The 12731-nt window shown below is 42.9% G+C and carries 11 protein-coding genes; 8 read left to right on the top strand and 3 right to left on the bottom strand.

What is annotated here, in order from left to right; translation table 11 throughout:
• Positions 1–3: 3 nt before the first annotated feature.
• The 8 genes from R7Z78_RS07705 to R7Z78_RS07670 all read left to right on the top strand — a co-directional run bounded on the left by R7Z78_RS07705 (position 4) and on the right by R7Z78_RS07670 (position 9446).
• The gene (locus R7Z78_RS07705; protein ID WP_104976268.1) at positions 4–828 is read left to right on the top strand and encodes an alkaline phosphatase family protein; all 825 of its coding nucleotides are present in this window, start codon (positions 4–6) and stop codon (positions 826–828) included.
• Entirely contained in the window at positions 825–1715 is an 891-nt protein-coding gene (locus R7Z78_RS07700; protein WP_104976269.1) for an ABC transporter permease, read from the top strand. The genes R7Z78_RS07705 and R7Z78_RS07700 overlap by 4 nt, the downstream gene beginning before the upstream one ends.
• Positions 1716–1717: 2 nt before the next feature.
• Positions 1718–2506, top strand: a complete 789-nt coding sequence (locus R7Z78_RS07695) for an ABC transporter permease (protein ID WP_104976270.1) — start codon at positions 1718–1720, stop codon at positions 2504–2506.
• A complete protein-coding gene (locus R7Z78_RS07690) occupies positions 2503–3522 on the top strand; it encodes an ABC transporter ATP-binding protein (RefSeq protein ID WP_005373862.1) in 1020 nt (339 codons plus the stop codon). Before R7Z78_RS07695 ends, R7Z78_RS07690 begins: the two co-directional genes overlap by 4 nt.
• Positions 3523–3524: 2 nt before the next feature.
• On the top strand, positions 3525–4184 hold the full coding sequence (locus R7Z78_RS07685) for an HAD family hydrolase (RefSeq protein WP_104976271.1): 660 nt from the start codon (positions 3525–3527) through the stop codon (positions 4182–4184).
• A gap of 192 nt (positions 4185–4376) precedes the next feature.
• A complete protein-coding gene (locus R7Z78_RS07680) occupies positions 4377–5033 on the top strand; it encodes a TetR/AcrR family transcriptional regulator (RefSeq protein WP_025767986.1) in 657 nt (218 codons plus the stop codon).
• Positions 5020–6348, top strand: coding sequence for an efflux RND transporter periplasmic adaptor subunit (locus tag R7Z78_RS07675; RefSeq protein WP_025767987.1), 1329 nt, complete (start codon positions 5020–5022; stop codon positions 6346–6348). The genes R7Z78_RS07680 and R7Z78_RS07675 overlap by 14 nt, the downstream gene beginning before the upstream one ends.
• Complete coding sequence (locus R7Z78_RS07670) at positions 6345–9446, top strand: efflux RND transporter permease subunit (RefSeq protein WP_104976272.1); 3102 nt, start codon at positions 6345–6347, stop codon at positions 9444–9446. The genes R7Z78_RS07675 and R7Z78_RS07670 overlap by 4 nt, the downstream gene beginning before the upstream one ends.
• A 510-nt stretch (positions 9447–9956) precedes the next feature.
• Here R7Z78_RS07670 and R7Z78_RS07665 read toward each other — a convergent pair.
• From R7Z78_RS07665 to R7Z78_RS07655, 3 genes are all read right to left on the bottom strand, one after another.
• Entirely contained in the window at positions 9957–10796 is an 840-nt protein-coding gene (locus R7Z78_RS07665) for a DNAase (RefSeq protein WP_104976273.1), read from the bottom strand.
• 170 nt (positions 10797–10966) lie between these two features.
• Positions 10967–11815 carry a DNAase gene (locus R7Z78_RS07660; protein WP_104976274.1) on the bottom strand — a complete coding sequence of 283 codons (849 nt, stop codon included), beginning with the start codon at positions 11813–11815 and terminating at the stop codon, positions 10967–10969.
• Between the two features lie 395 nt (positions 11816–12210).
• Positions 12211–12477: a hypothetical protein gene (locus tag R7Z78_RS07655; protein WP_005373876.1), complete on the bottom strand. Its 267-nt coding sequence runs from the start codon at positions 12475–12477 to the stop codon at positions 12211–12213.
• Between the last annotated feature and the right edge of the window lie 254 nt (positions 12478–12731).

Genomic DNA, 12731 nt, shown 5'->3' with positions numbered 1-12731 from the left:
GTTATGAGCAATAAGGTCATCCTTGTTGTTCTAGATGGACTGAACTATCAGGTAGCCCGTGATTGCATGGGCTACCTCAATGGTCTTCTAGAACAAAGTCGTTCCCAACAAGAAACTCGCGCAACGCTTTATCCTGTGCAGTGTGAGCTGCCCTCTATGTCTCGCCCACTTTATGAGTGCATTTTAACGGGCGTTCGCCCTGTAGAAAGCGGCATCGTAAACAACAGTATCGTTCGTCTATCCAAACACGATTCCATTTTCAGTTTGGCAAAAGCCCAAGGAAAAGTGACCGCTGCGGCTGCCTACCACTGGGTAAGTGAGCTTTATAATCGCGCGCCATTTGAACCTGTTCGCGATCGTTTCACGCATGATGAAACCCTGAATATCCAGCACGGCTGCTTTTACCATTGGGATCATTATCCTGATGAAGCCTTGTTCCTGGACGCAGAGTATTTACGCCGCAACTATCAACCTGATTTCTTACTGATCCATCCGATGAATATCGACGATACAGGACATAAGTTTGGCCTAGACTCTCGCCAATACCGCAATTGTGCGCGAGGTGCAGACATTATTCTTTCCAACTACATCGATCAATGGCTTGCTGATGGGTATCAAATCATTGTGACTAGCGATCATGGCATGAACAACGATCTTTCTCACGGTGGGATTTTACCTGAAGAGCGAGAAGTTCCCCTGTTTGTGATTGGTGATAAGTTTACCCATCAAGATTGTCATATTAAGCAAACTGATATTTGTGGCACCGTTTGTCAATTGCTAAACCTTGACCACACGAAGCCATACACTCAGGAATTGTTAGCACTATGAGCAGTTCAGTCCTCTCCCCAAGCTCCAGCGAATCACGCTCAAATTTGGCAAGTACTTGGTTAAAGCGCTTTAAGCCAGCCATTTGGTTGGTGCCTTTCGCACTGTTTTTCTATCTATTTCAACTCGCACCGATGATTTGGGTACTGTTAAACAGCTTTATCTACGATGGCGAGTTTGCCTTCGATAACTACATTGAAGTGCTCGACTCCACCTTTATGATGCAGGCGTTTGGCAACAGCTTGTGGCTAGCTGTGTGGTCGAGCATTTTTGGCTTAGCCATTGCGACTCTGTTGGTCTCTTCTCTACGCAGAGTCGATTCTAAAGTCCGCGACGGTGTGATTGCGTTTACGAACATGAGCAGCAACTTTGCAGGCGTACCTCTGTCATTCGCTTTTATCATTATTTTGGGCACCAATGGGGCGATTACCCTTTTGCTCAAGCAGTATGGCTTACTCGGTGATTTCGACCTTTATGGTAAATGGGGTCTGCTGGCCATTTACATCTACTTCCAAATCCCGCTGGCGGTGTTGTTGCTCTACCCTGCGTTCGATGCGTTGAGTGATGATTGGCAAACAGCTGCTGCGCTACTGGGAGCCAAAACATCACAGTATTGGGCGAAAATCGCGCTGCCAGTGCTCTCACCAGCCTTATTCGGTACCTTTATTATCTTAATAGCCAACGCAATCGGCGCATATGCGAGTGTTTATGCGTTGACCTCCGGTAACTATAACGTCATCACAATTCGAATTGCGAGTCTGGTATCGGGAGACCTGTTCCTTGAACCTAATCTCGCCGCTGCAATTTCGGTGATTCTAATGGTGTTACTTGCCTTTATCACATTGATTAACCAATGGCTCATTTCGAAAAGCTATGCAGGTAGGAAGTAGTCATGCACAACGTTAATACTCGATTCCATAAAACAGTGGTTTATTCCATTGTTGGGATCATGCTCATCCCGATTTTAGCGACCTTTGTCTATTCGCTTTCATCACGCTGGGGCGCCACGGTGCTTCCAGATGGTTTCACTTTTGATTGGTACGTTAAATTGCTGACCGACCCACGCTTTTTGCAAGCGTTTGGGCGTTCGCTGTTTATTTGTATTGCTTCGCTAACCCTCAGTGTGATTCTGGTTCTGCCAGCGATATTCGTGGTGTTTTACTACTTTCCGAAGCTCGATAAGCTCATGAACGTATTGATTTTGCTACCATTCGCTGTACCACCAGTGGTGTCCTCCGTCGGCTTGCTTCAACTTTATGCTGACAGTGAAATCTCCCTTATCGGTACTCCTTGGATTCTAGTAGGTACTTACTTCACCATAGCGTTACCGTTCATGTATCGTGCGATTTCTAATAGCTTCGAAGCAATTAACCTTAACGATTTAATGGACGCTGCACACTTGCTAGGAGCAAGCACAACCAAAGCGTTTTTGATGGTCATTTTACCTAACCTCCAAAAAGGACTGATGGCATCGCTTTTCCTTTCATTTTCATTTCTATTGGGAGAGTTTGTGTTCGCCAATATTTTAGTCGGCACACGTTATGAAACCCTGCAAATCTACTTGTATAACATGCGTCAGACGAGCGGCCACTTTACGTCTGCCTTAGTGATGACCTACTTCCTATTTATTTTTTTACTGACTTGGTTGGCAAGTCGTTTCAGCCGAGGAGTCAAACAATGAGCTACGTAACAGCGAAAAATCTGACTAAACGTTTTGGTGATAACACCGTATTTGAGGACATTCACTTTAACATCGAGCAAGGTGAATTCATTACGCTTTTGGGCCCTAGCGGTTGTGGTAAATCGACACTACTTCGCAGCCTTGCTGGGCTTAACCCTGTCGATGGAGGCGAGATTTGGGTAAACGGAGAAGATATCACGCATCAAGTCCCGCAAGAGCGTGGTATTGGGATGGTCTTTCAATCGTATGCGCTGTTTCCCAATATGACCGTCGAAGGCAACATTGCATTTGGCTTAAAAATGAAAAAGCTTGCGAATGATGATATTCGACGTGAAGTGGCTAAAGTCATCAAACTGGTGGATCTGGCAGGTAAAGAAAAACACTATCCGCATCAACTTTCTGGCGGTCAGCGCCAGCGTGTCGCACTCGCTCGAGCGTTGGTGGTGAAACCTCGCATATTATTGCTTGATGAGCCACTTTCTGCGCTTGATGCCAAAATCCGCAAACACCTTCGTCAGCAAATCCGAGACATTCAGAAAGAGATGAATCTCACCACTATCTTCGTAACTCATGATCAAGAAGAGGCGATGATTATGTCTGATCGTATCTTCCTAATGAGTAAAGGGGAAATTGTTCAAGCAGGAACACCTGAAGAAATTTATACTCATCCTGCTAACGAGTTTGTGGCCGGTTTCATGGGGCACTACAACCTTGTAGAGGCCAATAAAGCCAAGCAACTCTTCAACATTGATACCGAATGGAAAGTAGCGATTCGCCCAGAGTCTATATATGTAAAAGAGCAAGGTCGTCAATATGATAGCCACATCTCAGCGCCACAAGTAGGTACGATCACCAACCACCAGCTTCTAGGTAATGTTATTCGCTATCAAGTGAACGTTGAAGAGTGTGAGCTCACTGTTGACTTACTTAACCGCTCTTCAGAACGCTTACTAGCGAATGGCAGCCAACTAGAGCTACTCTTTAACCTAAACGAAATTCAACCAGTGAGAGCCTAAACATGTCCAAACCTTTGTATGTTTTTGATATGGATGAAACCCTAATAAACGCTGACTGCGCAATGATTTGGAACGAGTTTATGGTTGAGAGAGGCATCGCGACTGATCCTTTATTTATTAAGGAAGATCAGCGTCTAATGGCCTTGTACTCTGAAGGCAAAATGGACATGGAAGATTACCTAGCGTTCTCCATGAAGCCACTAGAAAACATGCCGATTGAAGAAGTAAACGCCTTGGTTGAAGAATGTGTTGAAAGCCATATTTTGCCTAAACAGTTCCCTCAAGCCAAAACCCTGATTGAGCAACTGTCTCGTGATGGTATAGATATGGTTATCATCTCTGCCAGCGTCACTTTTTTGGTGGAAGCCGTTGGTCGCCGTCTTAATATTCCAACCGCACTCGGAATTGATTTAATCGAGAAAAATAACCGTTATACTGCTGAAATCGACGGTATCCCGAGTTATCGTGAAGGCAAAGTCACGCGATTAAAACAGTGGCTAGAAAATCAGCCTGAGCCTTATTCAGAAATCCATTTCTATACTGATTCAATCAACGATTTACCGCTTTGTGAATACGCGAACTACGCTTATCTGGTAAATCCATGCCCACAACTAAAAGAACACGCCAACAGACCGAATTGGAGTGTGTTAAGTTGGGGGTGATCTAGCCTCAAAAGGCCGTTCTTCCTAAGTAAATACTTTTCTATTTGTTCAAAGAGCAGTTCTTTCTGCTCTTTTTTACTTCTCTTCATCAAAAATTAATCGCTTGATTAAATACTGATTAATTTTTCACATGTCGCATGAGAAATCAGCGCCTTATAATTAATCAAATGTTTAATATTTTGAGAGAAGATTGTGACGGAAGCGCATCGAAGGGCGGGAAGACCCACAGATAATATCGACGCACGGGAAAAACTGATTTTCCACGCGCGCGAACTCTTCACCATTATGGCTTATGACAAGGTGTCTACTCGCCTAGTCGCGCAGAAAGCAGGCGTGAACGTTGCGATGATTCGCTACTACTTTGGCAACAAAGAAGGCCTGTTCGAGACCATGTTGCGCGAAACACTGTCACCGATGCAAAAGCAGATGCAGACGTTGGTATCCAACAGTAACGAGCAAAACTTTCTCGATCTAATGCGTACCTACTACCGCGAAATGATCAAGGTACCACAGTTCCCACGCTTAGTTGCCCAAGTTATGCATATGCCCCCATCGGAAACCCAACGCAAACTGCTCGAAAAAGTCTTCGCAGATATCAGCAAGCCAATGCAAGGCGTGATCTTTGATAAGTTGATTGACAGTGGCGTTTTACGAAAAGACGCCGACCCTCAACTTTGTCGCGTCTCTTACATCAGCTTGATGGTGTTTCCTTTTATGGCACCACCAGCACTGCTCGCCATTCATGGCATTGAACTTTCTGAAGCCTTCTTGAACCGATTATTCGAACACAACATACAACTGATGAAACATGGATTTTTAGACTCGGGCGACCAATATGAAGATAAATAAAAAGCTGCTGTTCTTTCCTGCTCTTGCGGTGGGGGTCGTCATTCTGTTTTTGGCGATTAGCCTCAAACCAGATTTGCCCGTAAAACCCGCTGGAGATCGTGCACGGTTGGTCGAGACGATTCCACTTGAGCTGAAAGCGATTGCACCTGTTGCTATTGGCTTTGGTAAAATCGCACCGAAAGTTGAATGGAAAGCGATAGCCGAAGTGACCGGTAAAGTGGTTTACCGTCATCCGCAACTGGAAAAAGGACAAGTGCTGCAAGCAGGAACGGAAATCTTGCGAATCGACCCACTCGATTACGAGTTGAAACTGGTTCAAGCTCAAGCCGATCTCAAATCTGCTCAAACCTCTCTGGCTAAGCTGAACCAAGAAGAAGCGAATCTCAAAAGCACACTCAAGATAGAAGCCAACCGTCTGGTTATCGCCAACAAAGAGTTAGACCGTAAACAAAACCTACGTAAGAAAGGCTTAACCTCGCAATCGGATGTAGATCAGCAAGAGCAAAGCGCGCTCTCTCAACGTAAGTTAGTACTGGATATTGAAAATCAAATTGGTTTGATGCCGGATGAGAAACGAGTCGCGGAAGCCCTAGTTAAAGTTAATGCATCAAAAGTGGATGAGGCCGAACGCTCGCTTGATAAAACCATCATCACGCTTCCTTACGATTTGCGTATTGCTGACGTAGAAATTGAGAAAAAGCAAGTGGTTAACCTCCAACAAACCATGGTGACAGGACATGGTATTGATGTCATGGAAGTGGAAGCTCAACTATCCATTCATGACATGCAAACTTTGGCGGCGAGCATCGGTGAGTTTGTCCGTGATGAATCTGGTATTCCACAACCTGATATGAATGCGATTCATGCCAACATTGAACTCAGCAGCGGTAACCTCTCTGCAAGCTGGCCTGCGAAAGTTGCACGCATCAGTGAAACGGTTGATCCAAGCCAAGCGACTGCCGGTGTGATTCTGGAAATTGAACAAGACTACCGTGCATTAAACCCAACGTCTGCGCCTCCATTGGTGAACGGCATGTTTGTGCGTGCCTTGATTGAGGGACAAGAGAACCCGAGTTGGGTAATCCCAGAGCGTGCGCTTCATGGCAATAAGATTTACCTGATGGGCGATGACAATCGTCTTCAAGTCGTCACGGTTGAAGTGTTATATCGTCGCAATAACCAAGTGGTGATCGATGGTGAACTAGAGCAAGGTCAGAAGCTGATCATCAACGATTTGCTGCCTGCGATTAACGGCATGCTATTGAAAGAGTCACCTGAACAGTCAGAAACGGCTATTGAGGAGTCTGATTCATGATCCGATTCTTCGCCAAGCATCCAACAGCAGCCAACTTGCTGATGCTAACGCTGCTGATATTGGGGATTTCTTCACTTTCCACGATTAAGCGTGAAACTTTTCCTGAGTTTGATCCGCCCTACATCCTAGCTGGTGTGGTTTACCCCGGCGCTTCCCCTCAAGAGGTAGAAGAGAGCATCTGTATCCGAATGGAAGATGCTGTCGATGGCCTTGCCAACATTAAAGAAACTCAGTGTGAAGCGATTGAGGGTTCTGCGCGTCTTATCTTAAAACTGAATGAAGAAGCCGACATTGGGCGCATGTTGGTTGATGTTCAAACCCAGATCAACTCGATAAACGACTTCCCACAAGAGATTGAATCTCCTGTGGTCCAAGAGCTCGATTGGAACGAGCCAGTTGTGGATGTCGCGATCACCGCAGATACCACATGGCCAGAGCTAAAAGCGTATGCCGAACAGCTTAAACGCACGTTAAAAATCGATTACGATGTCTCTTTGGTTGAAGTTGCTGGCTTCTCTGACCACCAATACCGAGTAGAGTTAGACACTCAAGCTATCCGACAACTTGGTTTGAGTGTTGGTGATATTGCGGACCAGATTGGTCGTCAAAACGTCAAGTTGCCAAGTGGTAATGTCGAAACGCCAGATAAGAACTTTCTGATCCGCTTTGACGAACGACGCGTGACGCCGGAAGAGCTTGAGACTATCGTCGTGGGCTCTGGTACAAATGGCTCAATCATCCGTCTAAGAGATATTGCGACGATTACCGACCGGTTTGAATTGGACGAACAGAAAGTCCTCTTCGATGGTCACCCTTCTGCCCTACTAAAAGTCAGCAAAAACAAAGAAGATGACGCACTGCGTATCAAGGAACGGGTTGCTCAATTTGTCGAAGAACAACAAGCTATCGCGCCAGACGGTGTGATGCTACAAATGACCAATGACCTTTCATCCGTGCTTTGGGATCGCCTGACCATGATGGTCAAAAACGGTTGGCAAGGTATCATTCTGGTCTTCGCCACCATGTGGTTGTTCTTTAGTTTTCGCTATTCCTTTTGGGTCGCAGCTGGTTTACCCGTAGCCTTCTTAGGTGGGTTATTTTTGATGGCTCAACTTGGCCTGTCCATCAACATCATGTCTTTGGTTGGGTTACTCATGGCCATCGGTATCATGATGGATGACGCCATCGTTATTGCTGAATCGATTGCCGCTCACCTCGACCGAGGAGAAGAGATCGATGATGCCGTAATTAAAGGCGTGAAAAAGGTACTGCCGGGGGTTATCTCTTCCTTTTTAACTACGGTGTGTATTTTCGGTAGCTTGTTATTCCTGCAAGGTGAAATGGGTGCTGTACTTAAAGCAGTTCCTCAAGTTCTGATCCTCGTACTGAGTTTAAGTTTGGTGGAAGCCTTCTTGATCCTACCTAACCACCTTTCTCATTCACTGCATAAACAAAAACAAGAGCGAAAGACACCGAAGTTCAAACAAAAGCTGCTGGCTTCTTTTGAAAACTTCCGCAACACCACCTTGGTCAACGCAGTGGATAAAGTGGTCGATTATCGCTATGCCTTTATGGGTGGCGTGGTCGCCTTGCTTCTTATCTCCGCAGCCACGTTAGTAGGTGGTTTACTCAAGTTCCAACCCTTCCCTGAACTGGATGGCGACATTGCAGAAGCGCGCATTATTCTCCCTCCGGGTTCTTCTCTGTCTCAAACTGAAGCCGTCGTCGATAAAATCGTCGCTTCCGCTCAAAAGCTAGATAAAGAATGGACAGAAAAAGTGGAAGACGGCAATCCATTGGTTCTGCACATCACCAGTCAATTCAACGCCAATGCCGATGCGAATGAATCTGGCCCTCATATAGCCACGGTACGTCTGGATTTGCTGGGAGCCGAGAGTCGTAACACACTCATCGATGAATTTATCGATGCATGGCGCGAAGACATTGGTGAACTTGCCGATCCTATCTCGTTGGTATTTAAACAACCGACCATGGGACCGGGTGGCCGGGCGATTGAGATTCGAGCGAAGCATGATGATCTGGATGCGCTTAAAGCAGCCTCTATCGACATTCAGCAATACTTGAATGAGTTTGACGGTGTCCATGGCGTGTTGGATGACATGCGTATGGGTAAAGAAGAAGTCTTGGTTAAACTGCGTCCGGGCGCAGAAGCTTACGGGATTAACGGCCAGCTCATCGCCAATCAATTGCGTGCGGCTTTCTTTGGCCAAACCGCAGACGAAATCCAAGTTGGAGTAGAAAACATTTCCATCGAAGTTCGCCTTGATAAAGCGCAAGCTGGTGACTTACAGCAATTGGCAAACTTCCCAATTATCTTGTCCGATGGAAGTCAAATTCCGCTCGCGACCATTGCTACTTTGGATTTCCAACGTAATTACGTAAGAATCCAGCGCATTGATGGCTTGCGCACCGTGAGCGTATTCGGCGATATCGACAATACGAAAGCCAACTCAACCGCCATTATTCGTCAGTTTCAACAAGATGAAGCGCCAAAACTTATGCAAAAGTATCCTGGTCTTCGCTTTGATTTTGAAGGCGAAGCCAAAGATACCGCTGAAACTGGCGCATCAATGGGTAAAGGCTTCTTGCTTGGTTTGTTTGGCGTGTTTGCGATTCTGAGTTACCAATTCCGCAGTTATTTGGAACCATTCGTCGTCATGCTTGCGATTCCCCTCGCCTTTATTGGCGTGGTATGGGGACACATCCTACTCGGTCACTCATTAAGTATGCCAAGTATGATGGGCTTCGTCTCACTGGCGGGGATTGTGGTGAATGACTCGATTCTGTTAGTTCAGTACATACGCCATCATGTCGATGAAGGGGATAATGTGCATGACTCGGTAGTCAAAGCCAGTCGAGAACGCTTTAGAGCAGTATTCCTGACATCAATGACCACTGCAGCAGGTTTGCTTCCGTTACTGACTGAAACCAGCCTGCAAGCACAGGTTATCCAACCACTGGTGATCTCCATCGTGTTTGGTATTTTCGCATCCACTCTGCTGGTGTTGTTTATGATCCCTGCCGCGTATGCCATTTTAGCTGACTTCGGCCTAGTTCATAAACACGAAGAAATCTAAAACGACTGATAAGAAAACTTATCAAAATAAACAAGAGCGGCTTAGGTCGCTCTTTTTGTTTTCAGTGAAAAGCGTTAAAAACAACACAAATACTTAACAAATACAGGGTTATTATGTGGCATTAAGTGTGAATATGAACAGTTAAGAATTAAGTATGTTGAGTTTTATATAACCGAATCAAATAACCAACACAAGATTTATAATATGTTTTATTGTCAAAAACGGCATTTCACAGAGTAAAAATACACGTAGGCAACACATTCACAATTTAAACTCACGATAATGAAAACATTGATTGAAGAATTAACATTTTAACAATCATTACAACAATGTTAACTTTAGCCTCGTTGGTCGCGCTGGTGGTAAGCCTCTCACCAAGCCTATTGTCAGTTTTATATGGACGTTCGACCACCTCCAAAATGAATAGACACCCAATTTGGTGCCCTTTTTTCGCCCGTGAAGGTATTCTTCGCGGGCTTTTTTCTTTAAGTTAAGTATGAACGCTCTGGATCAACTTTTTTTTGCCAACCTTTCGGATTTGGAGGTAGTATGCGAATCAATAAGCGGAGACAGTGCTAGCAACTCTAAAACATTTTTTTCAAAGATTTCATCCGCGTGTCTTACCCAATCTAAAAACTTTTTTTGAGCAAACATAGGCTCGATTTCATATAAAAATTCAATACTAAAGTAAAACTCATTTTTGATAGGCAAATTGTACACTCTTCGATAGTCTTTTTTATACTCCAAATTTCCTTCTACATATTTTGAAAATGTATTTTCACCAATCTTGATATCTTGGCATTTGATTGGAGGATAACCACGAAGAAACTCTCCTACAAGGAACTCTTCTTTCGCTCTCTTTTTTTCTTCGTTTATCGGGTCCATTCCCCAACGATGATTTGCATACGCAATGGCATCATTCATCAACTCTGTATGATCACCTTTTTGAGAACCGTCAGGTGACTCTACAGCATGATAAAAATCCACGTACTCTTTCTCTATAAATGAAGATAGTTGATTAACACTAGTAATATATTTATCTGAAGATTTAATCCTTAACCGAATATATAAGCTACCTTGTTTATTGATTGGTAATAGTGGATTTATTATTTTATTTTGAAAATAGAAATAAATCGTGGCCAAGTTTATAAACTTTTCATGCCGCTCTACTTTTGAATCAATATTGAATCGTTGTAATTCAATAAAATCTTGGTATACATGACCTTCATATATATTGTTCGGACATTCAAATGATAGTACTAAGTCATCTATCTGGAATACATTATGTAACAAGTGTGCAAAATCTGGTTTCCCTCTAAACCCATCTTTAAAGATTTTGATAAAATTCATATTTATATCTCTTGTTATTTAAATATGTATTGATATTTGTGATAAGCTCTATACTAAATCCATTGGCTTTATATGCGCCATGGCGTACAAAGGTAAATAGACATCCAATTTGATTCATTTTTCTCTCATGGCTACATACTTTGCTAGCTTTTCTTGACACTGACGCTGTGTTACTCAGCCTTAGTTTTTTCGTTCAACCCCTTTACTGCTTTGGCTGTATACGAGTCGATGAGCGGAGACAAATCCAGTAATTCCAATACTTTTTTTTCAAAGGTTTCATCCGCACTTCTCACCCAATCTAAAAACTTCTGCTTAGCAAACATCGATTCGTACTTATACCAAAACTCGATGCTCAGGTAGAATTCATTTTTTATGGGTAAATTGTATACTCTTCGTAATTCACTCTGATACTTAAGATTACCTTCTGAGTATTTTGAGTATTTGTTTTTTCCAACTTCAACTATCTCACACTTTATTGGTGGATAACCACTTAAGAAACCTCTAATTAAATATTCTTCTTTTTCTCTTTTTCGGTCTTCACTTTCTGGAATTTCTCCCCATTGTTTATTCGCACGCTTAGTCAATTCTTTCATCAAGTCTGTATGATACCCCCTCATAGAGCCTTCACTTTGCTCCGGGGCATGATAAAAATCATAATATTCTCTCTCTAAAAATGAGGACAATTGACTAATATTATCAATATCTTCTCCAGTAGATTTAACCCGTAGCCTAATATATAATCCACCTTGTTTGTTAATAGGAAGCAAAGGGTTTAATATTTTCTTCTGAAACAAAAAATATACCGTAGCTAACTTTACAAACCTTTCATGCCTCTCTATTTTTGATTCAACATCGAACTGTTCTAAATTAACAAGATCCTGGTATACATGTCCTTCATATATGTTGTTCGGACACTCAAATGACAGCACTAAGTCATCTATCTGGAACGCATTATGTAATAAGTCAGAGAAATCCGGCTTTCCTCTAAAACCATCTTTACACATTTTAATAAAACTCATATGTCTATCTCTTACTCTTCAAATATGCATCAATACCTTTAAACGAACGCCTGAAATATGAGTTCTAATTCAAGTAAAGGTAAGCCACATACTAAGGTATTATGAAGGTCAAAAAGGAGATCGGATCTTTTCAAAATTTTAAATATCTAACATCACCTCCACTTTACTGAAATCTACACTTTTAAAAGTTACATCCGCTCCATCCAGCAATAGCTCATCAAACACGCCAACTATTGATAATGAGCTTGAGGATCTGATCCCTACCCATGAAATGAGAAACAAAAAAGCCAGCCTTAAAAGGCTGGCAAGTAGAGCAACAAGGTCAGTGCTTACTGCTAACTAACACCGAACTCGTATTGGATTCATTTTCGTCTGTTAGTCTCTTTTATCGGCGTTTATGACTTGCTTGCTTTCTCTTTGTGACACGTTACCTTTACTAACTGTTCTTGCTCATCTTTAATGTTTTTCACGATACGCTCATCACGTGCGTGAATGGCATCCATGTTCATTTGCTGAATATCTGCTATAGCTTCATGTTTCATTTCAGAAAAGTCCTGACGTAAATCTGAGCTCCACTCCTCTTTGTCTAAAGTGTTAGCAGCAGCGATTGGTGATGACATTACAGCAATAAGACTTAGAGTAGATAGAAATACGCTTTTCATAATAAGCTCCTTGAGGATTAGCAGTTAATTTTAATTACAATTTATATATTGCACATACGATGCCAACTTTTATTTTGTTATTTTTCAATAAGTTAAATAAAACCTCATATTCAACGTTATCTTCGTCTGGTAAATTTCGCTAACCAAGTGTCAAATTAACCATGCGAATTTAAAACATTAGAAACATACATATTAGAAATGCTTTGTCAGGCAGTTTTCTCATCAGATAATTACGTAACTGCCCACTAAAAAAT

Source organism: Vibrio sp. 1167 (genome assembly GCF_033340375.1).
Taxonomy (GTDB): domain Bacteria; phylum Pseudomonadota; class Gammaproteobacteria; order Enterobacterales; family Vibrionaceae; genus Vibrio; species Vibrio alginolyticus.
The sequence above is the reverse complement of the archived record's forward strand: the minus strand, read 5'-3'. Positions and strand labels throughout refer to the sequence as shown.

Coding starts and splice junctions, on each gene's coding strand:
- R7Z78_RS07705 (WP_104976268.1), top strand. CDS start 4: ATGAGCAATAAGGTCATCCTTGTTGTTCTAGATGGACTGAACTATCAG.
- R7Z78_RS07700 (WP_104976269.1), top strand. CDS start 825: ATGAGCAGTTCAGTCCTCTCCCCAAGCTCCAGCGAATCACGCTCAAAT.
- R7Z78_RS07695 (WP_104976270.1), top strand. CDS start 1,718: ATGCACAACGTTAATACTCGATTCCATAAAACAGTGGTTTATTCCATT.
- R7Z78_RS07690 (WP_005373862.1), top strand. CDS start 2,503: ATGAGCTACGTAACAGCGAAAAATCTGACTAAACGTTTTGGTGATAAC.
- R7Z78_RS07685 (WP_104976271.1), top strand. CDS start 3,525: ATGTCCAAACCTTTGTATGTTTTTGATATGGATGAAACCCTAATAAAC.
- R7Z78_RS07675 (WP_025767987.1), top strand. CDS start 5,020: ATGAAGATAAATAAAAAGCTGCTGTTCTTTCCTGCTCTTGCGGTGGGG.
- R7Z78_RS07670 (WP_104976272.1), top strand. CDS start 6,345: ATGATCCGATTCTTCGCCAAGCATCCAACAGCAGCCAACTTGCTGATG.
- R7Z78_RS07665 (WP_104976273.1), bottom strand. CDS start 10,796: ATGAATTTTATCAAAATCTTTAAAGATGGGTTTAGAGGGAAACCAGAT.
- R7Z78_RS07660 (WP_104976274.1), bottom strand. CDS start 11,815: ATGAGTTTTATTAAAATGTGTAAAGATGGTTTTAGAGGAAAGCCGGAT.
- R7Z78_RS07655 (WP_005373876.1), bottom strand. CDS start 12,477: ATGAAAAGCGTATTTCTATCTACTCTAAGTCTTATTGCTGTAATGTCA.